This is a genomic window from Streptomyces sp. NPDC031479 (genome assembly GCF_055581065.1).
In genome coordinates, this window is the sequence record NZ_JBVIKC010000004.1 from 90077 (window position 1) to 116132 (window position 26056).

The following is a 26056-nucleotide window of genomic DNA, read 5'->3' on the forward strand; positions in this document are numbered from 1 at the left end:
CGTCCCGTCCTGCGGACTGGACGGCCCCCTCTCCCTCCGGTCCCGTCAGGCCTCGGACCGGGGCCGTCCGGGCCGGCCCGAGCCCCGGGTCAGGGAGTACCCGTAGATGCCCGCGAGGGCGCCGAGGATCCCTCCGGCGGCGGTCCACAGCCACCGGTCGGACCACCAGCCGCCGGACCAGCCGTCCTCGGGCGCGCGCGCCGCGCGCTGCTGCTCGGAGGCGCCCGTGATGCCCGGGACCAGGGGTTCGGCCAGGGCCGCGTCCACCGCTGCGGCGCCGCCCATCTCCTTGATCTCGGCCTCGACCTGGGCCCGTACGGGCAGGCCCAGGTCCTCCTCGGGCAGCCCGGCCACCGTCAGGCGGACGTAGTAGCTGCCCGGCAGGGGATCGTTGGACCAGGCCTCGGCCCCGGAGCGGACCGTGCGCAGCACGCAGTCGAGCTCCACGGTGGAGGCCTCCCGGGCCGCCGCGGCGGTCTGGGTTCCGTAGGTGCAGGCCTGTCGGCGGCGCAGCCCGTCGTAGACGTCGAGGCGCCAGGTGGAGGCGCCGTGCCGGGCGGCGGACTCCGGGAGGGTCACCGCAGCCCGTACGGTGGCCCGTTGGCCCGCGTCCACGGGCAGGACCCAGTACAGGTAGTCGCCGGTGGAGCCGGCGGCGGTGGCCTTCTGGCCCGGACGGAACGCGGTCGCCGTGCGGAAGCCTGTGCCGGCCTCGGTGGGACCCTCACCCTTCTGGCCGGCGCTCGGCGTGGGGCTCGGGGCGGCGGTGGCGGCGGACGCCGGGGCGAGGAGGGCGGCCCCCGCCAGCAGGGCGGCCGTCAGGGTGCGTACGGTACGCATCAGTTGGTCCTCCAGACGGAGATGCGCCAGCGCGAGATCCAGCCCCAGACCAGCCCCGCGAGCAGACCGGTGAGCACCAGCAGGCCCAGCAGCCACCAGCCCCGGCCGAGGCCGAAGGAGGCCACGTCGGAGGGCTCGTCCGGGCCGTCGACCAGGTCGATGGTCAGCTCGACGGGCATGCCGGGCGCGGTCTTGACGGCCGGACCGGCGGAGAAGGAGTTGCTGACCTGGAGGCAGACGGTCTCCGGGGTCTTCGAGGCGTCCCCGTCCAGGGGTGCCTTCGGGTAGCGCAGGCCGGTCGAGACGACATCGGTGCGGCCGTCGCCGGCCTCGGAACCCCGGACGATCTCCCGCCCGTGGACGGTGGACGCGCGCAGCAGGACGCCGTAGTCGTTGTTGACGGCGCGGTCGGCGCCGATGCTGACCGAGGCGCGCAGTTCCTGTCCGGGGCGGACGTCGACGCGGTACCAGCGGTGCTCGCCGAAGGTCTCGCGGTCGCTGTAGAGGCCGGCCTTCAGCTGCGGGGCGCCTTCGCACTGCTTGGCGCCCTCGGTGGCCACCGGGGTGACCACCGGGTCGGCGGCCCGGTCGACCAGTTGTCTGACCCTGCCGGAGAGTTCGGCGGTGTGCGCCACCGAGGTGTACGTGCCGCCGGTGGCCTCCGCGATGCAGGTGAGCTGGGCGCGGGTCTTGGCGTCGGGGACGAGGCCGAGGGTGTCGACGACGAGGTGGATGCCCTTGGCCGCGATGTCGCGGGCCACTTCGCACGGGTCGAGCGGGGCGCAGGTGTCCTCGCCGTCGGTGATGAGCACGATGCGGCGGGTGGCGTTGCCCCCGTCGAGGTCCTGGGCGGCGGCCTGCAGGGCGGGGCCGATCGGCGTCCAGCCGGTGGGGGCGAGGGTGGCGACGGCGGTCTTCGCCTCGGTGCGGTTGACCGTGCCGACGGGGTAGAGCTGCTTGGTGTCCTTGCAGCCCAGCGCCCGGTCGTCACCGGGGTAGGTGGCCCCCAGGGTCCTTATGCCGAGCCGGACTTCGTCGGGCACCGCGTCCAGGACCTCGTTGAAGGCCTGCTTGGCGGCGGCCATCCGGGACTGGCCGTCGATGTCGGTCGCGCGCATCGATCCGCTGACGTCGAGCACCAGCTCGACCTTGGGGGGCTCTTTCGCGGGTCCGTCGGCGGCGACGGCGTTCGTGGGCAGGAGCCCCGCGGTCAAGGCGACGAACAGGCCGCAGGCCCCGGCCGCCAGCCGTTTTCTTGTGATCATCGCCGGATCGTATTGAGGATCCGACGGCAAACCAAAACGTCCCCCGGCGGGCGGCGTTCACCCGTGGGGCGGCCCGGTACGGCGGTCGGGCCGCCCCCGGCCGCCGGTACGGGACGCGGGCTACCAGCGCACCGGGAGGCTTCTCACCCCGCGCATCAGGCTGCCGGGCAGCCACTGGCGGGGTCCGGCCGCCGGGTCCTCGGCCAGCCCGGGGAAGCGCTCCAGCAGGCCGCGCACCGCGATCCTGCCCTCCATGCGGGCCAACGGGGCGCCGATGCAGAAGTGCAGCCCGTGTCCGAAGGCGAGGTGGCCCTGCGGGGCCCGGTGGATGTCGAAGACGTCCGGGTCGGCGAAGCGGCCGGGGTCGCGGTCGGCCCCGGCCAGCGAGGCGAGCACGATGGACCCGGCGGGTATGACCACACCGCCGAGCTGCACGTCGGTGGCGGCGTAGCGGTAGGTGGAGTTCTGGACGGGGCCGTCGTAGCGGAGCATCTCCTCCACCGCCGCGTCGAGCAGTTTGTCCGGGTCGGCGCGCAGCTCGGCCAGCTGGGCGGGGTGGGCCAGCAGGGCGCGGACGCCGTTCGAGATGAGGTTGACGGTGGTCTCGTGGCCGGCGACCAGCAGCAGGAAGGCCATCCCGATCAGCTCGTCGGGCGAGAGCGAGTCGCCGTCCTCGTCGCGGGTCCGGATCAGAGCGCTGAACAGGTCGTCGCCCGGGTGGGCGGCCTTCCGCGCGACGAGCTCCGCGAGGTAACCGCTCAACTGCCGGTGCGCCTCGTTGCCGACGGTGCCCGGCAGCGGGGTGACGACCGCGTTCGACCAGTGGCGGAAGCGGTCGCGGTCGAGGTCGGGGACGCCGAGGAGCTCGCAGATCACCGTCATCGGCAAGGGGAAGGCCAGGTCCCGGACCAGGTCGGCGGTGCGCTCGGGGCGGGCGGCCATGGCGTCGAGGAGCTCGCCGGTGGTCCGTTCGACGAGCGGGCGCATCGTCTGGACCCGGCGGCCGGTGAACTCGCGGGCCACCAGGCGGCGCAGCCGGGTGTGCTGGGGCGGATCGGACTCCAGCATGTTGGAGTTGGCCGCGGTGGGCTCGATGCCGGGGAACGTCCCGGCGCTGCGCCAGTCCTTCAGCAGGGACGGGTGGCTCAGGGCCTGGCGGGCCTCCTCGTACCCGACGACGATCCAGCAGGGGCTGTCGTCGGGGGAGCCGCCGCCGACCCGGTGGACCGGTCCGGCCGCGCGCAGCGCCGCGTAGAAGGAGTAGGGGTCGGCGGCGAAGTCCTCGGCGCCGGAGCTGATGTCGACCACGGGCATCTGTTCACGGTACGACGGCCGACGCCCCCCGGAGACGGGCGGATCCGGCCACTTGTCGCGCGTGTGGCCGGTCCGCCGCGGCTCAGCCGTCCAGTCCTTCGGGCAGGCGGCCGGTGTGCAGCACGCCCAGGTGCTGGGTGGCGCGGGTGAGTGCCACGTAGAGGTCGCTGGGCGGGAAGCCGGCCGGCTCGGCCACGATCACCGTGTCGAACTCCAGCCCCTTGGCCTGGCGCGGGTCGAGCAGCACGACGGGCCGGGTGAGGTCGGGCTCCTCTCCGGCCCGTACGCCGGGCAGGGCCGCGGCCAGCGCGGGGTGCAGGGGGCGGGGTGCGATCACCGCGAGGCGGCCCTCGGCCGGGGCGTCGGCGCGGACGGCCTCGGCGACGGCCCCCGGCAGGTCCCCGGTCCCGCGCACCCAGGGGCGCACGCCGGTGGAGCGCACCGAGCTCGGCGGTTCGAAGCCGGGGTGGTGGGCGCGCAGGACGGCGGCGGCGACCTCCATGATCTCGGCGGGCGTACGGTAGTTGACGGCGAGCCGGACGCGTTCCCAGCGGTCGCCGACGTACGGGTCCAGGATCTGGTGCCAGGAGCCGCAGCCCGCCTCGTCGCCGGTCTGGGCCGGGTCTCCGACGAGGGTCATGGAGCGGGTGGGGCAGCGGCGCATCAGCAGGCGCCAGGCCATCTCGGACAGCTCCTGCGCCTCGTCGACGATCACGTGCCCGAAGGCCCAGGTGCGGTCGGCGGCGGCGCGTTCGGCCGTGGTGCGGCGGTCGGCCTCCTCGTGGCGCTCGGCCATCCGTTCCGCGTCGATGATGTCGTGGGCGGCGAGGTATTCGTTCTCCATGTCCTCGAACTCGTAGGACTCGGAGCCCTGGGAGAGGTCCAGGACGCCCTGGGCGTAGTCGATGCGCTCCAGCCGGGCCCGCTCGGCGGCGGCGCGTTCGGCGCTGTCGTCGGTCCCGAGCAGTTCCGCGGCCTCGTCGAGGAGCGGGACGTCGGCCGGGGTCCACTCCCCCGCGGGCCGGCGGATCAGGTCGGCGTCCGCCTCGGCGAGGTGGGAGGGTTCGGCGAGGAACTCGGTGACCAGCTGCTCCGGGGTGAGCGGCGGCCAGAGGCTGTCGATGGCGGCGTGCACGTCGGCGCTGGTGGCGATCTCCTTGCCGAGTTGGGCCGCGTCGTCGGGGCCGAGCAGGTTGGGGCCGCCGTAGGGGTCGGCGCCGAGCCGGTCGACGAGCTGCGCGGTGAGGGCGTCGATGACGGCGAACGCGAAGTAGGGGCGGGCCAGGTTGTGCGGCAGGGCGGTGGCGCGGGCCCGGTCGCGCGCGGCGTGGGCCATGGTCCGGTCGAGCAGGAGCGTCCCGTAGTCCTCGTGGTCGATCTCCAGGGCCGGCTCCGGCACCGTGTCGCTGTCCTCGCCGCTGCCCGCGGGCACTCCCTCGGGGAGGGTCTGGCGGTCGGCGACTACCCGGGCGAGGACTTCCGCCATGGCGGCACGGCCCTTGACCTCGGCGGCTCCGGGGCGGTCGGTGCCGGTGGCGCGCACGCCGGGGAAGAGGTCGCCCGGGGAGGACAGGAGCACCCCGGTCTCGCCGAGGGAGGGCAGCACCTCGCCGATGTAGCCGAGGAAGGCGGGGTTCGGGCCGACGATCAGTACGCCGCGCCGGGCGAGGAGCTCGCGGTGCGCGTACAGGAGGAAGGCGGCACGGTGCAGGGCGACGGCGGTCTTGCCGGTGCCGGGGCCGCCCTCGACGACCAGGACGCCGCGGTGGGAGGAGCGGATGATCCCGTCCTGTTCGGCCTGGATGGTCTGCACGATGTCGTGCATGCGGCCGGTGCGGGCGGCGTCGAGGGCGGCGAGCAGCACGGCGTCCGCGTCGGCGCCCTCGTAACCGGTGCGTTCGGTGTCGGCGAGGTCGAGGATCTCGTCGTGCAGGGCGGTCACCTCCCGCCCCAGGGTGGTGATGTGCCGGCGGCGGCGCAGCCCCATCGGGACGTACCCGGTGGCGAGATAGAACGGGCGGGCCGTTTCGGCGCGCCAGTCGAGTACGAGGGGTGTGCGTTCGGCGTCGTCCTGCCTGATTCCGATCCGGCCGATGTGGTGGTCCCGGCCGTCCGAGAATTCCAGCCGGCCGAAACAGAGACCGTGTTCGGCGGCGTTCAGCGCGGCGAGGAGACCGGACTGTTCGGCGACGGCAACGTCGCGCTCCAGCCGTTCCTGAAATCCGTTGCCGCCCTGGCGCAGCGCCGCCCGGACGGCGCGATCGGCCCGGTCCCGCAGATCTTCGAGGCGCGCGTACAGCTCGGTGACGAATCGCTGCTCACTCTGAAATGCGATGTTTGACAATTCCACTCCCGGCGCGATACGATGCCTCTACACAGCATAGCTACGCCCTCAATCAACAGGGCGTGAACTATTGAATATACGCGAATGCATGCCCCGGACGCCAATTCGTCCGGGGCATTTCCTGTATTCCGGGGCAGGTGCGTCGCGGGGATGTCCACCCGGGGCCGGAGCGGCTCGCGGCCGTCCGGGACTGCCGGCCCGAGGTCGGCCGGGTCCAGGTTTCGAGGTCTGCGAAGGCGGCCGTGAAGTTCCCCGGCATCGGGCGCAGGTGCTCCTCGTCCAGCGCGACCAGGCCGTCGGCGTGCGCACCGCCGGGGACCGTGATGTAGCGGTGCAGGGCGCCGCGTCCGGAGTCGGTGACCATGCGGTGGTAGACGTCGCCGAAGGCGGTCTGCGGGGTGAGGGCGTCGAGCGCGGGCGGCAGGGTCTTGAGCAGACCACCGTCGGTGGTGAAGGTGAGGGCGTTCCAGTCCAGCCCCCCGGTGTACAGGTCCGGGCGGTGTTCGAGCTGCCGGCGGACGGGGTGGCCGCCCGCGGACAGGCCCGCGGCGTAGGTGAAGCGCGGGGTGCGGCCGTAGTGCCGGTCGGTCACCTTCTCGGCGGCGACGGTGATTTCGGTGAACCTGCGGTGCCATTCCATGATGGCGTCGCCGGGACGTTCCCCGTCCTTGTAGATCTCCTCGCCGGTGTTCCCCTTGTCGGTGGCGGCGTAGGCGTATCCCTTCGCGAGGATCTGGTCGCTGATGATCCGGTCGTCGGCGTACTGCTCGCGCAGCCCCGGCGGCCCGGCGACGACGAGCCCGCCGTTCCAGTGGTCGGGCAGCCGGATCACGAACTGACTGTCGTGGTTCCAGTGGTGGTTGGTGTTGGTCGTGGAGGTATCGGGGAAGTAGCCGTCGATCTGGACCCCGGGGACCCCGGACGGGGTCGTGGTGCCGGAGGCCTCCAGACCCGCCCAGTCGACGGGGTCGGTGTGCCCGGTGGGGACCGTGCCCGTCGTGCTCAGGTCGGCGAGACGGGCGGAGACGGTGTACTCGGCACCCGGGACCCGTACGCCGTCGGGGGCCCGTCCGGGCGGCCGCCGGGGCCGTCAGCAGGCCGCCCTGTACGCCCGGGACAACGGGCTGCTCTGAACCGGTCCGAGGAGGAGAACGGGCACCGCGCGCGGGCGGCGTCCCGTCGGTGATCCCGGGAAACAGCGGTCCCGGGGAAACACACTCGCGCGGTATGAGGTGATTCATCCCGGTTCTTCTACCATGGGCCGTCCCGACCCGGCGGTTGCCCACCGAGGAGACGCATGCCCCGAGCAGCACACCGGTCCGCCGTACGATCCGCCGTCCTGTCCGCGGGCGTCCTCGTCTCCGCGCTGGCCGTGGCGGCCTCGGCCGCCGTCCCTGCCGCGGCCGCCGCCTCCGGGCCGCTCCGGCCCCCGGCGCACGACGGCGGCCGCGGGGACGCGCACCACGGCGGGCCGGCCCCGGCCGGAGCGGCTCCCGCCGCGGCCGACCCCGGCGAAGCGGCCCTGATCGGCGAGGAGCACGCACGGGCCCACGCGGGGCGGCGCCGGGCCGCCCGGGACGCCGGCGGCTACCCGCAGGCCACCCGTACGGCGAGCCTGGCCGCTCTGACGGACTCCCAGGCCCGCGCCAACGCCGCTTTCCCGGCCGCCCGGTTCGGCCGGTTCGCCGAGTTCTTCCCCTCCCCCGACTTCGGTGTCCACGTCGCCCAGCTCCCCACCGGCAAGGTGCTGCTGTTCTCCTTCGAACGGATCGAGACCGACCCCACCAAGGAGACCGGCCCCACCGACCGGCTCGGACGGACCAACGCCGGCCGCGCCTTCCTCTGGGACCCGGCCCGCGGAACGGGCGCGCGGGCCTTCAAGGAGGTCCGGCCGCCGACCGTCCTGATCCCGGACGGCACCCACTCCCCGCGCCCCGCTCCGTTCTTCTGTGCCGGACACGCCTTCCTGCCCAACGGGATGGTCGCCGTGTTCGGCGGCAACAACGGCGGCAAGGGGGGCAGCGGCGCCCGCCTCTCCTTCGTGTTCGACCCCTGGACCGAGAACTGGTACCGCAACCGGGACATGTCCGTGGGCCGCTGGTACCCCTCGGTGGTCACCGGCGCGGACGGCCGCCAGATCATCATGTCGGGCCAGTCCGAGCGCGGTACGGGCACCCCCACCCCGGTGGTGGAGCGGTTCCCGGCGAAGCGGCTGCCCGTCCCCTGGCGCCCGTACGACATCCCCCTCGACATCGCCTCGGAACGCTTCGGCGCGGACGCGCCCTTCCGCAACGACTACCCGCACCTCTTCTCCCTGCGCGACGGCATGATCTACGGCCTGGGCCGCGACGCCGACCAGCAATGGCTGTTCGACCCCGTCAAGGAGACCCGCCGCGACCTCCCCCGGCGTCCGGCCGACTTCCGCGGGTACGGATCCGCCGTACCGCTCCCGGCCGGCCTGCGCGGCCCCGACTCCATCCTGGTCCTCGGCGGCGACCCGCTCGACCCGAACACGTACAGGCTGTCGGGGGCGGGGTGGACCACCGAGGAGCCCCGGGCCTTCGGCCGCACCCAGGACGACACCCTGATCCTGCCCGACGCCACCCTGCTCACCGTCAACGGCGCCCTGAGCACCCGGGACTACGGCAACGGCCCCTTCAACCCGAAGGCCGACCTCAAGTACCGGCAGACCGAACTGCGCGGCGCGGACGGCCGCTGGCGGCTGGGCCCCGCCCAGCGGCTGCCGCGCGGCTACCACTCCAACGCCCTGGTCATGCCGGACGGCCGGGTCATGGTGACCGGTGACGAGCTCCAGCAGATCGCCAACGACCCCGACATCCGCGACGCGATGGACGGCAGCATCGAGCTCTACGAGCCCGCGTACCTGCACCGGGGTCCCCGGCCCGCCCTCGACCGGGCCCCGGGCGGCGAGCTCCCCCACGGCGCGGCCTTCGAGGTGCGCAGCTCCACCGCGTCCGCCGTGCGACGGGCCGTCCTGCTGGCGCCGACCACGGTCACCCACGCGGTGAACACCAGCCAGCGCCACCTGGAGCTGCCGGTCAGCGGGGTGCGCGGCGACACGATCACCCTGCGCACGCCGGCCACGCCGGCCGACGCGCCGCCCGGGTACTACATGCTCTTCCTCCTGGACGGCCGGGGCGTCCCCAGTACGGCGAAGTGGCTGAAGCTCGGGGTCCGCTAGCGGACCGGACTCCGCTCAGACCTCCGCGGGCGGTTCGACGCGGGAGAGCCAGGCGGTGAGGAGCACCTCCAGTCCGGCGGCCTCGGCGGGGGTCAGCGCGTCGAGGAGGGCGCGTTCGTTGCGGATGTGGTCGGCGAAGGCGCGGTCGATCACCTCGCGGCCCGCCGGGGTGAGGGCGACCACGCGGCCGCGGCCGTCGACGGCCGACCGGCGGCGGGTGACCAGCCCGTCCCGTTCGAGCCGGTCGATCCGCTTGGTCATGGCTCCCGTGGTGACCATCGTGTGGGCGGCCAGCTCGCCGGGCGCCCGCTCGAAGGGTTCGCCCGCCCGGCGCAGCGCGGCCAGGACGTCGAACTCGCCCTCGCCCAGGCCGTGGCGCCGGTAGACGGGGGTGAGGCGTTCGGTCAGCAGCAGGCCGAGGCGGTGCAGCCGGCCGATCACCGCCTGGGGGGCCACGTCCAGGTCGGGGCGCTCACGGGCCCACTCCGCCTGGATGCGGGCGACGTGGTCCGGCGGACCGCTCTTGATGTCTTCCATGGAAGGTACTGTACCTTCCATGGAAGCGAATCTACGGTGGTCCCTGGTCACGGCGATAGCCCCGGTGGCCTGGGGCGCCAACTACTACGTCACCCGCGCGTTCCTCCCCGACGGCCACCCCCTCTACGGATCGGCGATCCGCGCCCTGCCCGCCGGGCTGCTGCTCCTGGCCGTGAGCCGCGAGCTGCCGCGCGGCTCCTGGTGGTGGAAGTCGCTCCTGCTGGGCGTGCTCAACATGGGCGGGTTCTTCGCCCTCGTGTACGTGGCCGCGCAACGGCTGCCGAGCAGTGTGGCCGCGACGGTGATGGCGACCGGACCGCTGACCATGATGCTGATCGCCTGGCCCCTGGTGGGCGAGCGGCCGGCCTCGCGGCACCTGGCCGGGGCGGGGCTGGGGGCGGGCGGGGTGGCGCTGATGCTGTTCACGGGCAGCGTGCCCGCCGACGCGCTCGGGGTCCTGGCCGCCGCCGTCGCCATGGCCATGTCCGCGCTCGGCTACGTCCTGGCCAAACGCTGGAGCGCCGGCGCCGGGGTGCTCGCCTCGGCCTCCTGGCAGCTGCTCGGCGGCGGGCTCCTGCTGCTGCCCTTCGCCGTCGCGGTGGAGGGCGCGCCGCCGGCCGTCGACGGCCGGGCGGCGATCGGGTTCGGCTACGCGGTCCTGGTGGCGACGGCCCTCGCCTTCACCACCTGGTTCGCGGGGCTGCGGCGGCTGCCCGCGGCCACGGTCGGGCTGCTCGGGCTGCTCAATCCGGTGACGGGAGTGCTGCTGGGGCTCGCGGTGGCCGGGGAGAGCCTGACGGCGCGCCAGCTGTGCGGGCTGCTGCTGGCGGTGGCCGGCGTCTTCCTCGGCCGCCCGGGGGCCGCGGCCGCCCGGCCCGCGCGCGTCGCACGGATGGCTGTGGACGGAGCTCCCCGGCACGACAGCCCACCCGCCGGCTCGTAGCGTCGTCAGCGTCGGCGCCGGACGGCCCGGCGAGGGCGAACTCTCCTGCCGGGAGGCCGTGCCGATGCGAAGCGACGCCGCCATATCGAGCCTGCTCCGGGTCCACCGGGGCACCGCCGAACCCGAGGAACTGGCCGCGATCACCGTGGTGGTCGCCTGCCTCGCCGGCCGGGTCACGCCCTCCTGCGACCGCACCGAGCGCACCGCGCACCACCGCCAGCGTCCGCGGCCCGCGGGCCACGGATGCTGGGCGGGGTGCTGGGCCTGCCAATAGGCCCTGCCCGAGTGGTGTCAGGGGCGGCGCAGCAGCCGCGTCAGCGCGTCCGTCAGGACGGCCCGCGGGTCCGCAGCGGCCCCTTCCGAACGCCAGGCGACGAACCCGTCCGGGCGCACCAGGACCGCCCCGTCGGCCGGCACCTCGTGCAGCTCGGCCCAGTCGGCGCCGTCCGGCTGGACCAGGTCGGCGTCGGCTCCGGAGCCGATCGCGTAGGCGTCCAGGCGCACGCCCGTCTGCCGCGCCACCTCCCGCGCCGCCTCCCGCCAGGGCGTGCCCGGTCCGCTGAGCAGCACGAAGGAGCGCTCGTAGAGGTCGAGGGCGGAGATCCGCTCGCCGGCCCGGGTCAGCCACATGTGCGGGGCGCGGGTACCCACGTCGCCCCGCAGCCGCATGGTCTCGGGGATGACCGGCCGGGACGGGTCGCCGCCGAGGACCGCGCCCTCGGGGTAGCAGTAGCCCATCGCGGTGGTGAGGACCCCGCTGCCCGGACCGCCGCCCATGGTGGGGGGCGGTACGTACCCGGGGTGGCTGTGTTCGGCCGAACGGGCCGAGGCGCGCTCGCTGGTGGCCCGGGCCACGGGGAGCCGCTCCTGCTCGTAGGTGTGCAGCAGCTCCGGTCCGGCGGCGCCTTCGAGGACCGCGGCGACCTTCCAGGCGAGGTTGTGCGCGTCCTGGATGCCGGTGTTGGAGCCGAAGGCGCCGGTCGGGCACATCTCGTGGGCGGCGTCGCCCACCACGAAGACCCGGCCGACGCCGTACTGCTCCGCGACCCGTTCGGCGGCGTGCCAGGGCGCCTTGCCGCCGATCTCCACGTCCAGGTCGGGCACGCCGATCGCCGAGCGGATCTGCTCCCTGCAGCGCTCGTCGGTGAAGTCCTCCAGGGTCTCGCCCGTCTCCGGGTGCCAGGGGGCGTGGAAGACCCACTGGGTCTCGTTGTCCACCGGCAGCAGCGCCCCGTCGGCGCCCGGCTTCATCAGGTAGCAGACGATGAAGCGCAGGTCGCCCAGGACGTCGGCGAGCCGCTCCGAGCGGAAGACGATGCTCACGTTGTGGAAGAGCTCGCCGTTGCCCGTCTGGCGGATGCGCAGCGCCTCACGGACGGGGCTGCGCGGTCCGTCGGCGGCGATCAGGTAGTCGGCGCGGACGGTGAGGTGTTCGCCGGTCTCCCGGTCCTTCACCACGGCGCTCACACCGGTCTCGTCCTGGTCGAAGCTCATCAGTTCGGTGGCGAAGCGCACGTCGGCGCCCTGGGCGCGGCTCTGCGCGGCGAGTACCGGCTCGATGTTGTTCTGGCTGCACAGGCACCAGCCGGTGGGGCTGAACTTCTTGAGCGCGCCGGACGGGTCGACGGCCTTGACGAGCCACTTGTGCTCGCCGTCGACGAGCGACGACCGGGTCTGCAGGATGCCCTGATTGGCCTCCAGGGCGGAAGCTTCCTTGCGGATGGCGGGTTCGACGCCCGCCGTGCGGAACAGTTCCATCGTGCGGGCGTTGATCCCCCGGCCGCGGGGGTGGACCGAGGTACCGGCGTGCTTCTCGACCAACAGGTGCCTGATGCCGTGACGGCTCAGGAACAGCGAGGTGGACAGGCCCACGAGGGAGCCTCCCACGACGAGGACCGGTACGCGGACATCGGCATGCTCTTCCATCGGCTGCGGGCTCCTGTTTCGTGTGGGGGGCAGTGGACGCCTTATGCCCCCGATCAGGGTTCTTGCCCTGGCGAGTCGCGTCTTGTCACCCGCTTGATCCGGAGATGTAGCGATCCGTACCCCGCCGGATGACGATGAGCGACAGCGGGAGCCCTTTCGGCCACACCGCCCGCCGTCCCCGACCGCGGAGGCCCGCGAGCCCGCGGGACCCACCGGCCCACCGGCCGGCGGACCGCCCGCCCCCGGGCCGTTGCCGCCGATCACGCACCGGAACGCGTACGTGGCGGTCTCCGTGCACTCACGAAGGAGTGAGCAGATGACAACCACCCTGTCCGAACGGGTGTCGCAGTCCGCCTTCGACGGCTCCATGCTCCGGGTCGTCCTGCTGATGGATCTCCACGAGGGCGCCCAACAGCGCTTCTTCGAGGCGTACGAGCAGCTCCGGCACGACATCGCGTCGGTGCCCGGGCACCTGGGCGACCAGCTCTGCCAGTCCTTCGCGAACCCCTCGCAGTGGCTGATCACCAGTGAGTGGGAGAGCGCCCCGCAGTACCTCGCCTGGGTGAACAGCGAGGAGCACGCGGCGCAGGTCCGGCCGCTGGGTGCCTGCGCCCGCTCGATGCGCCCGCTGACGTTCACCGTGCTGCGGGAGACCGGCAAGCGCTACGAGGCTCCCGAGCGGGCGCTCCGCGCCCGGCTCCAGGGCTCGCCCCGGCTCGGCGCGGGGATCGTCCGGCACGCGCTGACCTTCACGGTCAAGCCGGGCAGCGAGGAGAAGGTCGCTCGGATCCTGTCGTCCTACGACTCCCCGCAGGCCCGCGTCGACGACCACACCCGGCTGTGCCGCACCTCCCTGTTCATGTACGGCAACCGGGTGGTGCGGGCGGTGGAGGTCGAGGGCGACCTGACGGCGGCGCTGCGGCACGTGTCGGAGCAGCCCGAGGTCCGTGCCGTGGAGCACGCCATCAACCCGTACCTGGAACAGGACCGGGACCTGGCCGATCCGGAGTCGGCGCGGATGTTCTTCATGCGCGCGGCGCTGCCCGCCGTGCACCACGTGGCGGCGCACGGGCAGCAGCCGGCGGAGGTGACGCGGCACGCGCTCCTGTATCCGGCCAAGCCCGGCTGCGGCCCGCTCGTGGCCCGCTTCCTCGCCCGGCAGGACGAGGCGGCGGCGAAGCTCCCCACGAGTCCCGTGCTCAGCAGCAGCATCTTCCAGCGGGACGACGTGGTGGTCCGCCTCCTCGACGTGGACGGACCGGCCGACGGCCGCTTCGCCGGCGGCTTCGGCATCGAGGGCCCCCGGCGGGCGGCCGTGCTGCGGCGCCTGCTCACCGGGGATCCCGCCACCGCGGCCGACGCCCCCCGCCCCATGACCCCCATCACCGACCGGCGCGCGCCGGCGCGGGACTGATCCGGGCGCCCCGCGCCCGGAGCCCCCGTACCCCGTCCCGTCCCCACCACCCATCCGGCAGTCCGTGCGCACCGCGGGCTCCCGATCCGCCAGGAGGAAGCCAGCATGACCAGACATCACCCGCGCATCGTCGACCTCAGCGAGACCCAGCCCAACCGCAGGCGCGGAGGTGATCTGCGCGCCGTGCTCACCCCGACGTCGGTGGGCTCGACCAGCGGCTTCATGGGACTGGCGGTGATGGCCCCGGGCGAGTCGATCGCCGAGCACTACCACCCGTACTCCGAGGAGTTCGTGTACGTGGTCGCCGGGACCCTCGAAGTCGACCTGGACGGCGAGCCGCACCCGCTGCGCGTCGACCAGGGGCTGCTCGTCCCGCTGAACATGCGCCACCGGTTCCGCAACGTCGGCTCCACCGAGGCCCGGATGGTCTTCCACCTGGGTCCGCTCGCCCCGCGCCCGGAACTGGGCCACGTCGACACCGAGGAGGCGGCCCACCCGGAGGCCTCCGGGTGGGCGGAGCGTCCGCCGGAGCGCACCGGAGCGGTTTCGTGACCCGCCGGCGGGTGGCCGTGACCGGGGTCGGTGTCGTGGCTCCGGGGGGCATCGGCGCCCCCGCCTTCTGGGACCTGCTGTCCAACGGCCGTACGGCGACGCGTGGCATCACCCTCTTCGACCCGGCCGGGTTCCGCTCCCGGATAGCCGCCGAGGTCGATTTCGACCCGGCCGAGCACGGCCTGAGCGAGGACGAGGCGGCCCGCGCGGACCGGTACATCCAGTTCGCCCTGGTCGCCGCCCGCGAGGCGGTGGCCGACTCCGGCCTGGAACTCGACGACGAGAGCGCCTGGCGCACCGGCGTCTCCCTGGGCACGGCGGTCGGCGGTACCACCCGGCTGGAGCACGACTACGTGGCGGTCAGCCAGCACGGCGACTGGTGGGACGTGGACCACCGGCTGTCCTCCCCCTTCCTGCACCGCGCGTTCACCCCCGCCACCCTCGCCTCGGCGGTGGCGGAGCAGACGGGGGCGCGCGGGCCGGTGCAGACCGTCTCCACGGGCTGCACGTCCGGGCTCGACGCCGTCGGCTACGCCGTGCACTCCATCCAGGAGGGCCGGATGGACGTGTGCATAGCCGGGGCGTCGGACTCCCCGGTCTCCCCCATCACCGTGGCCTGCTTCGACGCCATCAAGGCGACCTCGGCGAACAACGACGACCCGGCGCACGCCTCTCGGCCCTTCGACGCAGACCGGGACGGTTTCGTCCTCGGCGAGGGCGGCGCCGTGCTGGTCCTGGAGGAGCTGGAGCACGCCCGGGCCCGCGGCGCGACCGTCTACTGCGAGATCGGCGGGTACGCCACCTTCGGCAACGCCCACCACATGACGGGGCTGACCACCGAGGGCCTGGAGATGGCGCGGGCCATCGAAAGGGCCCTGGCCCAGGCCCGGGTCGGCGCCGGTGAGATCGACTACGTCAACGCGCACGGCTCCGGCACCAAGCAGAACGACCGCCACGAGACGGCGGCCGTCAAGCGGGTGCTCGGGGACCACGCCTACAGGACGCCGATGACCTCCATCAAGTCCATGGTGGGACACTCCCTCGGCGCCATCGGGGCGATCGAACTCGCGGCCTGCGTCCTGGCGATGACCCATCACGTGGTGCCGCCGACCGCGAACTACGAGACCCCCGACCCCGAATGCGACCTGGACTACGTGCCGCGCACCGCCCGCAGCCACACCCTGCGCAGCGTGCTGTCCGTCGGCAGCGGGTTCGGCGGCTTCCAGTCCGCCGTGGTCCTGACCCAGCCCAAGGAGGTACGCGCGTGAAGAGCCGTACTGCCGGCACGTCGGTGGCCGTCACCGGCATCGGGGTCGTCGCCCCCAACGGGATCGGCGCGGACGCCTTCTGGAAGGCGACGCAGGCGGGCGACAGCGTCCTGGACCGGGTGACCCGGCAGGGCTGCGAGCACCTTCCCGTGCGGGTCGCGGGCGAGGTCCGGGGATTCGATCCCGGGGCGCTGGTCGAGGACCGCTTCCTCGTGCAGACCGACCGCTTCAGCCACTACGCGCTGGCCGCCGCCGATCTGGCGCTGGAGCACGCCCGGCTGGGGCGGGCCGACTACGAGGACGACCCGTACGCGGTGGGCGTCGTCACCGCGGCCGGCTCGGGCGGCGGCGAGTTCGGGCAGCGCGAGCTGCAACGGCTGTGGGGGCAGGGCCCCCGCTTCGTCGGCCCGTACCAGTCGATCGCCTGGTTCTACGCGGCCAGCACCGGCCAGATCTCCATCCGGCGCGGGTTCAAGGGCCCGTGCGGGGTCGTCGCGAGCGACGAGGCGGGCGGCCTGGACGCCTTCGCGCACGCCACCCGGGCGATCCGGCAGGGCAGCCGGGCCATGCTGGCCGGCGCGACGGAGGCCCCGCTCGCCCCGTACTCGGTGGTCTGCCAGCTCGGCTACGAGGGCCTCAGCACCTGGGACGACCCGGAGCGCGCCTACCGGCCCTTCACGGCCAAGGCGTGCGGGTTCGTCCCGGCCGAGGGCGGCGCGATGTTCGTCGTCGAGGACGCGGAGGCCGCCCGGCGGCGGGGCGCGACGGTCCGGGCCCTGCTGGCCGGCCACGCCGCCACCTTCACCGGGACGCGGCGGCCGGACGGGGACGGCGAGGGCCTGGCCCACGCCATCCGCGGTGCGCTGCGGGAGGCGGGCTGCGCGCCCGAGGAGGTGGACGTGGTCTTCGCGGACGCCCTGGGTACGCCCGAGGCCGACGCGGCGGAGGCGCGGGCGATCCGCGACGCGCTCGGCGGTCACGGCTCCAAGGTGGCGGTGACCGCCCCCAAGACGGGGATCGGACGTGCGTACTGCGCGGCCGGCACCCTCGACACGGCCGCGGCCGTGCTGGCCCTGGAACACGGGGTCGTGCCGCCGACCCCGAACGTGTTCGACGTCTGCCACGACCTCGACGTGGTCACCGGCAGCGCCCGGGTCGCCCCCGTGCGGACCGCGCTCGTCCTGAGCCGCGGCCGGATGGGGTCGAACGCGGCACTCGTCCTCCGCAAGGGGCCCGAATCCCGCGCGTAGGGACCGGGACCCCGGCTGGTCAGGGCCGCGCAGGGTTCGGCGCGGCCCCCGGAAGCTGGAAGAGAGAGAAGGCACCATGTCCGACCGACTGACCATGGAAGAGCTGGCGACGCTCATGAAGTCCGCCGGCATCACCGTCGACCCCACCGAGCTGGCGAGTCGTCCGGACTCCCGGTTCGACGACTACGGCCTGGACTCGCTGGGCCTGCTGGGCATCGTCGGTGAGCTGGAGAACCGGCGCGGCCGCGCGCTGCCCACCGACGCGGACCGCTGCAAGAGCCCCCGCGAGTTCGTCGACCTCGTCAACAACAGCCTCATGACCGGAGCCTGAGATGCCTGGACACACCGACAACGAGATCACCGTCAACGCGCCCGTCGACGTCGTCTGGGACGTCACGAACGACCTCCCCAACTGGCCGGAGCTGTTCAGCGAGTACGCGTCGATCGAGATCCTGGAGAAGGCCGGGAACACCACCCGGTTCCGTCTCGCCATGCACCCGGACGAGAACGGGGTGGTGTGGAGCTGGGTCTCGGAGCGGACGGTGGACCGCGCGGGCCTGACGGTGAAGGCGCGCCGGGTCGAGACGGGTCCGTTCGCGCACATGGACATCCACTGGGAGTACGGCGAGGCGCCCGGCGGCGGCACCCGCATGCGGTGGGTCCAGGACTTCGCGATGAAGCCGGACGCGCCGATCGACGACGCGGGGATGACCGACCGCATCAACCACAACTCCCGCATCCAGATGGAACTGATCCGGGACAAGATCGAGCGCCGCGAGCGGGTGGCCTCCCGCCGCTGAGCGCACCGCCCTCCGCACCCTCAGAGTCGAAAGGCAACCCTCCCGATGCACCAAGCCCTCATCGTGGCCCGCATGGCGCCCGGATCGGCACCCGACATCGCCGACCTGTTCGCCACCTCGGACGCGGGCGAGCTCCCCCGACTGGTCGGCGTCAGCCGCCGCAGTCTCTTCCAGTTCGGGGACGTGTACCTGCACCTGATCGAGTCCGAGAAGGACCCCGGTCCGGCCATCGCGCAGGTCACCGGCCACCCGGAGTTCCGCGACCTCAGCGAACGGCTCTCGGCCTTCATCAGCCCGCACGACCCGAAGACCTGGCGGGGCCCGAAGGACGCCATGGCCACCCGGTTCTACCGCTGGGAGCGGGACGCCGCGCGCTAGTCCGTACGGGTGCCCAAGCCGGCGCCGCACCGGCCGGGCGGCCTGGGCACCCACGGCCACGTCCGGATCCCCGTCGCGCTTCACCGCTCGTGACGGGGAGAATTCGGCAGGTAGTTTTTACATGAATACCTGACTGAATTGCCGTCAATAAGCATTGCCCGCTTATCTCGATTTGATAACGACATCGCCCGAAAAGGCCTGGACCTTTCCGCGCAACGCGCGTAACTCGCTTGATTTCAAAGCGAGTTGACAGTTCATCAAATCAAGTCACAAGGTAACGGATAGATTTCCCGGACCCGGCTCCCGTTTGTCCGAATTCTCCGAGGCTCCCGTCTGGCAAGCTTCCGCGCACCCACTCTCCTGACCAGGACTTGAGGTGCGCATGACAGCACGATCCACCGGCCGACGACGCAGACAGCGTGAACACCGGCGCAAACCGCGCAGGTTGATACTCCTGACCGCCGCCATGGCCACGGCGGCGATGATCGCGGGCGGCATCGCCTACGCGGGACTCGACGCGGACGCCGAGGCAGGCACCCCCGCGCAGGCCTCGGGGGCCGGCGCGCCCGCCGAACCGGCCGCCGCACCGGCCCGGGACGCGGAACCGGCCGCCCTCTCCAGCGCCCCGGCGAACGAGAACGCCCGCGGCATGGTCTACGACGGCCTGGAGGCCGCCCCCAAGGGCGACCGCTGCGTCGGCGTCTACCGCACGGACGCCGGACTCTGCACCCACGGGCCCGACGCTCCCCCCGGGGGCGTGGACATCAAGAAGGACGTCCAGCCCGTGGTCCGCACCAAGGCCCCGGCCGCCGATCCCGCGGCGCCCGCCTCCGCCGACCCGGCGGCCACGGAGGGCGGCGGGCGTCCTCAGGACGCGCCCGCGGCCGACGCCCGTACGGCCGCCTCCGCGGCGACCCCCGCCCCGCCGGCCTCCGGCAGCCAGGGCATCGCGGCCGGACCGGCCGGACAGACCGTCCAGTGCGACGGCGACGGGACCTCGGGCAACCGGGTCCAGGTCGTCTACGCCCACGGCCCCGGCCGCGACCGCTACGCCGAGTACCTGGCGTCCTTCCGCAAGTGGGCGGCCGACGCCGACCTCATCTACGCGGCCAGCGCCAAGGAGACCGGCGGCATCCGGCACATCCGCTACGTGACGGCCGCCGACTGCACCCCGTCCGTGATCAGCATCGAGCTCCCGGACTCGGCCCTCGCCGAGTTCAGCGCCACCAACGCCGCGCTCGCAGGCAAGGGCCTGGACCGCCGCGACCGCAAGTACATGATCTTCTCGGACACCCAGATCTACTGCGGCATCGGCACCTTCAACGGCGACGAGCGGCCCGGCCAGAACAACCTGAGCAACTTCGGCCCCTCCTACGGGCGCACGGACTCGGGCTGCTGGGGCGGTCACACCGCCGCGCACGAACTCGGACACAACCTCGGCGCGGTCAACAACAGCGCCCCCAACACCAGCCGCGGCGCGCACTGCACCGACGAGTTCGACGTCATGTGCTACTCGGACACCCCGTACTACCCGCAGATGCGCAACGTGTGCACGAACCAGGCGTCCGAGAACATCCTGGACTGCAACCACGACGACTACTTCCACACCAGCCCGAAGCCCGGCAGCTACCTGGCGACCCACTGGAACATCGCCGACAACCAGTTCCTGATGCGCGCCGACGGCGGCGGCACCGGGCCCGGTCCGAACCCGAACCCCGGCCCGACGACCAAGCCCACCCCCTCGCCCTCGCCCACCAAGAAGCCCACGGGCGGACCGGTCGTGACGGCCGGCCAGATCCAGGCCGACTCGGTGGTGCTGAGCTGGCCCCGCACGGAGGGCGCCGCCTGGTACCAGGTGCTGCTGAACGGCAAGCACCTGACCTGGGTGCAGTCCACCTCCCTGCGCGTCTACGGCCTGCGCGCCGGGACCGACTACACCGCCGCCGTCTCGGTCCGCGACACGGCCGGCCGTGACAGCGGCGCCGGCAAGGCCACCTCCTTCCGTACGACCGCCACCGGCGGCGGCGCCACCACCCCGGGCACCCGCTACGTGCTCGGCAACGGCAGCAGCGGCATGGCCGCCGAGATGTGGGACGGCCGCACCGCCGACGGGACCGTCCTGGTGGCGGGCCGCACCAACGGCTACGCGCAGCAGCAGTGGTACTTCGACGACGCCGGCAGCGGGCTCGTCCGCATCCGGTCCGCCGTCTCCGGCAAGTGCCTGCAGCCGGGCGGCGCCCCGGCCGCCGGGATGTGGGTCTCCCAGCAGCCCTGCGGGAACGCCGCAGCGCAGCAGTGGCGGCTGACCACCCGGGACGGCTCGACGACCGTCTCCGACCCGAGCGGCGGCTTCGCCCTCGCGGTGAGCAACCGTCCCTACTACGGGAACTGGCTGCTCGAACTCCAGCGCGCGGACGGCCGTCCCGCGCAGGCCTGGACGGCCCGCAAGGCGGGCTGACCCACCGCTCCGGAGGGCGGCCGCTCCCCCGGCCGCCCTCCGGCTCCGCTCCCCCACGCATTCCCCACACGCTTCCCCCAGGCCCCCCAGGCCCCCCAAGCCCCTCGCCCCTCGCCCCTCGCCCCCCACATCCCCTCATCCCGCCGCCTCCCCACCTCCCGCCTGGAGCACCATGACCACGCGCCCGCGTCCCCTCCCGTTCCCCGCCGTCCTCGGACTGGCCCTGCTGCTGCCCGTGCAGGCCGTCGCCCTGGCCGGAGCCGCGCACGCCCACGGGGACACCCTCAAAGTGGTGATCACCGGTCAGCAGGCCGGGCGGGTCACCGCCGACGTCACCTGGGAGAACGACGGCGACGCCGTCGAGGAGGCCGTCGCGGCCACCGTGAACGCGGTCAGTGCCGACGGGACCCGTACGGCGGGACCCTGGCGGCTGGTCCGCGGCAGCGGCGGGGCCGCGACGTGGACGACGGCCGAGGCGCTGCCGCCCGGCACGTGGACGGTGACCGTCGACGCGGGCTTCCCCTCCCTGGGGCACGCGCAGCAGGAGGTGGCCGTCCCGGTGGTTGACCCGGCCCCGCCCACCGCCTCCGCCGCCGCCTCTCCCACCGCCTCCCCCTCCGGCGCCCCGGCGACCACGACCCCGCAGGCTCCGCCGGCGTCCGCCACCCCGGCCGGCGCCCCGAGCGCCTCCCCGGCCGCCTCCCCCGCCTCCGACACCGGCGCCGCCGGCTGGTGGACCACCGCCGGGGTGGCCGCAATAGCCCTGGCCGGCGCCGCCGCCGGCATCCTGCTGCGCCGCAGGCGGCTGCGGCGGCCCTGACGGAGTGTCGCCCCGCGCCCTCGCGCCGCGGACCGGCATGGTGGTCCCGGCGGTGAACGGCGGTGACCGGCGGTCCGGCGGACGTGGCGGGAGAGGCGGGAGAGGGCGATGAAGGGCACCGAGGTACTCGTGGACGGCTTCGAACGCGTCCGGGACGTGGTCCACGAGGTGGTCGACGGGCTCTCGGCCGAGGAACTCAACGCCCGGACCGACCCGGCGGCGAACTCGATCGCCTGGCTCGTCTGGCACCTGACGCGGGTCCAGGACGACCACGTGGCCGACGCCGCCGGACTGGCCCAGGTGTGGCCGGAGCAGGGCTGGGCCGACCGCTTCGGCCTGCGGCTGCCCGTCGGGGCCACCGGGTACGGGCACACCGCGCACCAGGCCGCGGCGGTCCGCGTGGACGAGTTCGCGCTGCTGCTGGGCTACTTCGACGCCGTGCACGAGCAGACCCTGCGGTTCGTGCACGGCCTCGCGGCGGCCGACCTCGACCGGGTCGTGGACGAACGGTGGGACCCGCCGGTCACCCTGGGCGTGCGCCTGGTCAGCGTGCTGGCGGACGACCTCCAGCACGCGGGCCAGGCCGCCTTCGTCCGGGGCGCCCTGGAGCGGCTGGAGTAGCGCACGGGCGGGCTTAGGGTGGTGGCCCGTGACGACATCTGTGAACTCCCGTTTCGGCGACGCCTTCCTGTTCGAAGCCGAACGCCACGCCGCCTGGGGCGCGGCGCAGCTCCAGGCCCTGACGGCCTTCGTGCCCGCGGGTGACTGGACCGCCGACCTCGACGCCTGCCTCTACCGCCAGGGCGGCCTCGACCTGCGCGTGTCCGTACTGGGCACCTACGACCTCTCCCGGGGCTCCTGGATGTGGGGCTGGGCCAACCCGGGGCTGCAGGGCACTCCCGTGGTCGCGCTCGCCGGGCGCGCCGGGGAGTACGGCAGGACGTACGGCATGGCCGAGTTCGCGCAGGAGACGCTGGACCTGTCGGGCTTCGCCGACCCGCGCCGGGCCGCGGAGACCCTCGCCTTCGCCGCGATGGGGGTGACCGGCGCGCCGGGTTACCTCAGCGTGCAGGCCGGTCCGGACACGCAGCTGTACCTGCTCGCCGACGACCCGCGGGTGCCGCGCCCCGTCTTCGACTCCAAGGCGCTCCCGGGGGCGCTCACCTCGGCGATGGGCCTGATCGGCCACTCCCCGTACGCCATGGCGGCGGGCTACTTCGAGCACTACGGCCTGCCCCAGCACCAGGAGCCCGGCCGCATCACGGCCACCCTGCCCGGGAACCTGGGAGCCGAGGTCACCTTCGACGAACTGGGCCGCATCGCGAACATCCGCGTGACCCTCGCCGGCCACCACTGACCCGTGCCCGGTCCGCGGGTCCCGGCCGCCCGTTCAGTCGGACGGGGCCCGGTGGCCCGCCGTGGCGGTGCCGGAGTCGGCGGAGAGGTCCAGGGTGCGCGGGGCCGACGGGTCGCGGAGGGTGTGGTCCACCTCGCAACGGCCCGAGCCCACGTGGCCGGTGACGCGGTAGCGGGTGGCCTCGGGGAGCGTGAGGTCGAGTCGGCCCGAGCCGGCGCGGGCGGTGATGCGGTCCGGTGGGGCCACGAAGCGGACGTCCGCCCGGCCGGCGCCCGCGCGGACGTCGACCTGCCGGGAGGCGAGGCCGACGGCGTGGAGGCTGCCCGAATCGACGTTGGCCCGCAGGGGCCCGCGCAGGCCGGACAGGTTGAGCGAGCCGGACTGCACGTCGGCGTCGACGGTGCCTTCCAGGCCGCTGACGCCGATCCGTCCGGAGGTTCCGGACACCTTGACCGGAACTCCCGTGGGCACGGTCACGGCCAGCCGTACGGAGCAGCCGGCTTCGTCGGCCACCGTGACGGTGTCGCCGGGGCAGCGCGGGGTCAGCTTCAGGGTGTCGCCGAGCCAGCTCTCGTCGATCACCGGTGGCCCGAACGACCAGCGGACGTCGGCCCGGTAGCCGATCTCCCGGTCGCCGCGCGGGGTGATGTCCACGTTCGCGGCACCGGCGAAGATCTCGACGGCGGTCACCGTCCGTCCGGCACTGTCGCCCTCCAGGACGCCGGTGTGGCCGCTGGTCTTGGCCCACACCTGCCACCCGGCCGGGAGGAGGACGAGGACGGCGCCGAGGACGGCGGCGCAGTACCAGGCACCGCGGTGCCCGGCCCCGGCGGCGACGGGCGCGGGGTGGGTCACGGGGTGCCGTCCAGGAAGCGCAGCACGGCGAGGACCCGGCGGTGGGCCTCGGCGGCCGGGGGCAGGTCGAGCTTGGCGAAGATGTTGTTGATGTGCTTCGCCACGGCGCTCTCGCTGACGACGAGCCCGTCGGCGATCGCCGCGTTGGAGCGGCCCTCGGCCATCAGCGCGAGCACCTCGCGCTCGCGCGGGGTCAGGCGTTCCAGCGGGTCGGGCCCGCCGCCGCGGCGCAGCAGCAGCTGGGCGACGACCTGCGGGTCGAGGGCGGTGCCACCTCCCGCGACCCGGCGCAGGGCGTCGATGAACTCCTCGACGTCGGCGACGCGTTGCTTGAGGAGGTAGCCGATGCCCGCGCCGTTCTGGGAGGACAGCAGGTCGGCGGCGTAGCGCTCCTCCACGTACTGGGACAGCAGCAGCACGGCCGTGCCGGGGCTCTGGCTGCGGATCACCAGGGCGGCCCGGACGCCCTCGTCGGTGAAGCCGGGCGGCATGCGCACGTCCACGAGGGCGAGTTCGGGGCGGTGTTCCTCGACCGCGGCGAGCAGCCCTTCGGCGTCGCCGGTCTCGGCGCACACCTCGAACCCGGCCATTTCGAGGACTTTGACAAGACCTATGCGCAGGAGGACGGAGTCCTCGGCGATCACAGCCCGCACGGCAGCTCCACAGTGACGACGGTCGGGCCCCCGAGGGGGCTGTTGATCAATATCGTTCCGTCGACCGACCCTACGCGTTTGCGCAGGCCGACCAGGCCGGATCCGCCCGCCGGGTCCGCTCCGCCGACGCCGTCGTCGGTGACGACGATGCGCAGCAGGTCCCCGCGGTCGCCGGTGACGCGGCCGATCGAGACCGAACAGCGCCGGGCCCGGGCGTGCTTGGCCACGTTGGCGAGGGTCTCGGAGACCACGAAGTAGGCGACGGCCTCGATGGTGGGGCCCGGCCGGACGGCGATGTCCACGGTGAGTTCGACGGGCAGCGGCGCGCGGGCGGCGATGCCGGAGAGCGCGGCGTCCAGGCCGCGGTCCTCCAGGACGGCCGGGTGCAGGCCGCGGACGAGGTTGCTGAGTTCCTCGATGGCCTCCTTGGCCTCGCGGTGGGCCTCGTCGATGACGGCCTTGGCCTCGGGCGGCAGGTCGGGGAGGGTGGCGCGGGCGATGCCGAGGTTCATGGCGAGGGAGACCAGCCTCTGTTGGGCGCCGTCGTGCAGGTCGCGCTCGATGCGGCGGCGTTCGAGGTCGGCGGCGTCCAGGACCCCGGCCCGGCTCTCGGCGAGGTCCTCGACGCGCCGCTCCAGTTCGCGGGCCCGGTTGGGGCCGAGGAGGGCGGCCGCTGCGACGGCGTCCAGGCGGGTCAGGGCCGCGGCCGCCCAGGGGGCGGCGAGCAGCAGCAGTGCGCCGAGCACGGTGATCGTGTCGTACTGGGACTGCCAGCCGGTGGGCGGCCCGAACGGTTCCTCCCTGGGCAGCATCCAGGCCCAGGCGTACACGCTCGCCGCGGCGGCGCCGACCGCCCAGGCGAGGACGAGGAGCGCGGCGCCGGTGGCGACGAGCGGGCCGGCCACGAGGTGGTAGCCGTACTGCCGCCAGATCGATTCGGAGCGCAGCCGTTCGGCGATGCCGCGGGCGGTCGTCCAGGGGTGTTCCCGGACGACGGGCGGTATGTCCAGGCCGAGCAGGGAACGGAAGCGGCTGCGCTGGACCCCGGTCAGGAGCGGGGAGCCCACGGCGGCGAGCAGCAGCAGGTACGGGGTGTGGCCGGGGGCCGCGAGGAGCAGCACGCTCCCGAGGACGAGGGGCAGGGTGGGCACGATCGCCGCCGCGCCGAACACGGTGTTGCGCCAGGCCCACGCAGACCAGGGGGTGTGCGCGGCGATCCAGGTGTACGTACGCCGCAGGGCGCCGCGGGTTGTCATGTCCGTACGGTAATCGCAGTGATCATCGGCCGACCACCACCCTGGTGCCCGGTGGGGGGTGTACCTGGCACCACCCCCGGTTCGGACGGTGGAGCTACTGATCTTCGCGGCGCGCGGAACGAGAGTGGTGGTGTGCCCGGCGGACGGTCCGGCGGGCCGGAAGGAGACCCGCAGCCATGGCCCTCGCCGCCCCCCTGTTCCGGACCCGGCGCGCCCCCCGCCTGTCGACGGTGCTCACCGGCGCGGGGGTCGCGCTGCTGCCGTGGATGGTGGTGCTGGCCACGACGATGCCGGCGACGGCCGAGGTGTCCAACTGGTCGGCCGCGTGGATCGGCCTCGACGCGATGCTGGCCGTCGGGCTGGCCGGGACGGGGGCGCTGCTGCGCAAGGGGGACCCGAGGGTGTCGCCGGTGGCGGCGGCCACCGCCGCGCTGCTCCTGATGGACGCCTGGTTCGACGTCGCCACCTCGGCGGGCACGAGCGGTCAGGGCATGGCGCTCGTGCTGGCGCTCGCGGCGGAGCTGCCGATGGCGGGGGTGTGCGCGGTGGTGGCCGCCCGGCGCGCGTCCTGAGAGGGGACGCCCGCCCGGGCCACGGGGTCCGGGCCCGGGGGCCCGGTGCCGG

25 protein-coding genes are annotated in these 26056 nt (G+C 73.9%); 15 read left to right on the plus strand and 10 right to left on the minus strand.

What is annotated here, in order from left to right; genetic code table 11:
• Positions 1–45: 45 nt before the first annotated feature.
• From ACZ5D2_RS06845 to ACZ5D2_RS06865, 5 genes are all read right to left on the minus strand, one after another.
• Positions 46–840, minus strand: coding sequence for a hypothetical protein (locus ACZ5D2_RS06845; RefSeq protein ID WP_371680279.1), 795 nt, complete (start codon positions 838–840; stop codon positions 46–48).
• Positions 840–2105, minus strand: a complete 1266-nt coding sequence (locus tag ACZ5D2_RS06850; RefSeq protein ID WP_371680278.1) for a VWA domain-containing protein — start codon at positions 2103–2105, stop codon at positions 840–842. Before ACZ5D2_RS06850 ends, ACZ5D2_RS06845 begins: the two co-directional genes overlap by 1 nt.
• A 120-nt stretch (positions 2106–2225) precedes the next feature.
• Positions 2226–3419 (minus strand): cytochrome P450 family protein, encoded by a 1194-nt coding sequence (locus ACZ5D2_RS06855; RefSeq protein ID WP_371680277.1) that lies wholly within the window; start codon positions 3417–3419, stop codon positions 2226–2228.
• An 82-nt stretch (positions 3420–3501) separates the two neighbouring features.
• On the minus strand, positions 3502–5763 hold the full coding sequence (locus ACZ5D2_RS06860; RefSeq protein ID WP_371680276.1) for a HelD family protein: 2262 nt from the start codon (positions 5761–5763) through the stop codon (positions 3502–3504).
• A 67-nt stretch (positions 5764–5830) separates the two neighbouring features.
• Positions 5831–6595 (minus strand): tannase/feruloyl esterase family alpha/beta hydrolase, encoded by a 765-nt coding sequence (locus tag ACZ5D2_RS06865; protein WP_371680275.1) that lies wholly within the window; start codon positions 6593–6595, stop codon positions 5831–5833.
• 465 nt (positions 6596–7060) lie between these two features.
• On the opposite strand from ACZ5D2_RS06865, the gene ACZ5D2_RS06870 reads away from it, so the two are divergent.
• Positions 7061–8965, plus strand: a complete 1905-nt coding sequence (locus ACZ5D2_RS06870; RefSeq protein WP_371680274.1) for a galactose oxidase-like domain-containing protein — start codon at positions 7061–7063, stop codon at positions 8963–8965.
• A gap of 15 nt (positions 8966–8980) precedes the next feature.
• Here ACZ5D2_RS06870 and ACZ5D2_RS06875 read toward each other — a convergent pair whose 3' ends face one another.
• Positions 8981–9502 carry a MarR family winged helix-turn-helix transcriptional regulator gene (locus ACZ5D2_RS06875; RefSeq protein WP_468927726.1) on the minus strand — a complete coding sequence of 174 codons (522 nt, stop codon included), beginning with the start codon at positions 9500–9502 and terminating at the stop codon, positions 8981–8983.
• Between the two features lie 19 nt (positions 9503–9521).
• Here ACZ5D2_RS06875 and ACZ5D2_RS06880 point away from each other — a divergent pair, with 19 nt between their 5' ends.
• Positions 9522–10445 (plus strand): DMT family transporter, encoded by a 924-nt coding sequence (locus ACZ5D2_RS06880; RefSeq protein WP_371680272.1) that lies wholly within the window; start codon positions 9522–9524, stop codon positions 10443–10445.
• Between the two features lie 64 nt (positions 10446–10509).
• Positions 10510–10719 (plus strand): acyl-CoA carboxylase subunit epsilon, encoded by a 210-nt coding sequence (locus ACZ5D2_RS06885; RefSeq protein WP_371680271.1) that lies wholly within the window; start codon positions 10510–10512, stop codon positions 10717–10719.
• A gap of 17 nt (positions 10720–10736) precedes the next feature.
• Here ACZ5D2_RS06885 and ACZ5D2_RS06890 read toward each other — a convergent pair whose 3' ends face one another.
• Positions 10737–12371: an FAD-dependent oxidoreductase gene (locus tag ACZ5D2_RS06890; RefSeq protein WP_371680270.1), complete on the minus strand. Its 1635-nt coding sequence runs from the start codon at positions 12369–12371 to the stop codon at positions 10737–10739.
• Positions 12372–12687: 316 nt separating this feature from the next.
• Between ACZ5D2_RS06890 and ACZ5D2_RS06895 the strand changes: the two genes are divergently transcribed.
• The 11 genes from ACZ5D2_RS06895 to ACZ5D2_RS06945 all read left to right on the plus strand — a co-directional run bounded on the left by ACZ5D2_RS06895 (position 12688) and on the right by ACZ5D2_RS06945 (position 22668).
• Positions 12688–13785 carry a TcmI family type II polyketide cyclase gene (locus ACZ5D2_RS06895; RefSeq protein WP_371680269.1) on the plus strand — a complete coding sequence of 366 codons (1098 nt, stop codon included), beginning with the start codon at positions 12688–12690 and terminating at the stop codon, positions 13783–13785.
• A 105-nt stretch (positions 13786–13890) separates the two neighbouring features.
• Positions 13891–14337, plus strand: coding sequence for a cupin domain-containing protein (locus tag ACZ5D2_RS06900; RefSeq protein ID WP_371680268.1), 447 nt, complete (start codon positions 13891–13893; stop codon positions 14335–14337).
• Positions 14334–15605, plus strand: coding sequence for a beta-ketoacyl-[acyl-carrier-protein] synthase family protein (locus tag ACZ5D2_RS06905; RefSeq protein ID WP_371680267.1), 1272 nt, complete (start codon positions 14334–14336; stop codon positions 15603–15605). The genes ACZ5D2_RS06900 and ACZ5D2_RS06905 overlap by 4 nt, the downstream gene beginning before the upstream one ends.
• Positions 15602–16855, plus strand: coding sequence for a beta-ketoacyl synthase N-terminal-like domain-containing protein (locus ACZ5D2_RS06910; RefSeq protein WP_371680266.1), 1254 nt, complete (start codon positions 15602–15604; stop codon positions 16853–16855). Before ACZ5D2_RS06905 ends, ACZ5D2_RS06910 begins: the two co-directional genes overlap by 4 nt.
• 76 nt (positions 16856–16931) lie before the next feature.
• Positions 16932–17186, plus strand: coding sequence for an acyl carrier protein (locus tag ACZ5D2_RS06915; RefSeq protein WP_266836585.1), 255 nt, complete (start codon positions 16932–16934; stop codon positions 17184–17186).
• A 1-nt stretch (position 17187) separates the two neighbouring features.
• Entirely contained in the window at positions 17188–17655 is a 468-nt protein-coding gene (locus tag ACZ5D2_RS06920) for an SRPBCC family protein (protein WP_030234396.1), read from the plus strand.
• Positions 17656–17700: 45 nt separating this feature from the next.
• Positions 17701–18033, plus strand: a complete 333-nt coding sequence (locus tag ACZ5D2_RS06925; protein WP_371680265.1) for a TcmI family type II polyketide cyclase — start codon at positions 17701–17703, stop codon at positions 18031–18033.
• 445 nt (positions 18034–18478) lie between these two features.
• The gene (locus ACZ5D2_RS06930) at positions 18479–20491 is read left to right on the plus strand and encodes an RICIN domain-containing protein (RefSeq protein ID WP_371680264.1); all 2013 of its coding nucleotides are present in this window, start codon (positions 18479–18481) and stop codon (positions 20489–20491) included.
• 172 nt (positions 20492–20663) lie between these two features.
• The gene (locus tag ACZ5D2_RS06935) at positions 20664–21311 is read left to right on the plus strand and encodes a hypothetical protein (protein ID WP_371680263.1); all 648 of its coding nucleotides are present in this window, start codon (positions 20664–20666) and stop codon (positions 21309–21311) included.
• A 108-nt stretch (positions 21312–21419) separates the two neighbouring features.
• Positions 21420–21932 carry a mycothiol transferase gene (locus tag ACZ5D2_RS06940; protein WP_371680262.1) on the plus strand — a complete coding sequence of 171 codons (513 nt, stop codon included), beginning with the start codon at positions 21420–21422 and terminating at the stop codon, positions 21930–21932.
• Between the two features lie 28 nt (positions 21933–21960).
• Positions 21961–22668: a DUF6882 domain-containing protein gene (locus ACZ5D2_RS06945; protein WP_371680261.1), complete on the plus strand. Its 708-nt coding sequence runs from the start codon at positions 21961–21963 to the stop codon at positions 22666–22668.
• A 33-nt stretch (positions 22669–22701) separates the two neighbouring features.
• On the opposite strand, the gene ACZ5D2_RS06950 is transcribed toward ACZ5D2_RS06945, so the two are convergent.
• Genes ACZ5D2_RS06950 through ACZ5D2_RS06960 form a run of 3 tightly spaced genes read right to left on the minus strand, consistent with a single transcriptional unit; the run spans position 22702 to position 25432 of the window.
• Entirely contained in the window at positions 22702–23523 is an 822-nt protein-coding gene (locus tag ACZ5D2_RS06950) for a DUF4097 family beta strand repeat-containing protein (protein WP_371680260.1), read from the minus strand.
• The gene (locus ACZ5D2_RS06955; protein WP_371680259.1) at positions 23520–24176 is read right to left on the minus strand and encodes a response regulator transcription factor; all 657 of its coding nucleotides are present in this window, start codon (positions 24174–24176) and stop codon (positions 23520–23522) included. Before ACZ5D2_RS06955 ends, ACZ5D2_RS06950 begins: the two co-directional genes overlap by 4 nt.
• Complete coding sequence (locus ACZ5D2_RS06960; RefSeq protein ID WP_371680258.1) at positions 24164–25432, minus strand: sensor histidine kinase; 1269 nt, start codon at positions 25430–25432, stop codon at positions 24164–24166. The genes ACZ5D2_RS06955 and ACZ5D2_RS06960 overlap by 13 nt, the downstream gene beginning before the upstream one ends.
• 176 nt (positions 25433–25608) lie before the next feature.
• On the opposite strand from ACZ5D2_RS06960, the gene ACZ5D2_RS06965 reads away from it, so the two are divergent.
• Entirely contained in the window at positions 25609–26004 is a 396-nt protein-coding gene (locus ACZ5D2_RS06965) for a hypothetical protein (RefSeq protein ID WP_371680257.1), read from the plus strand.
• The last annotated feature ends 52 nt before the right edge of the window (positions 26005–26056 follow it).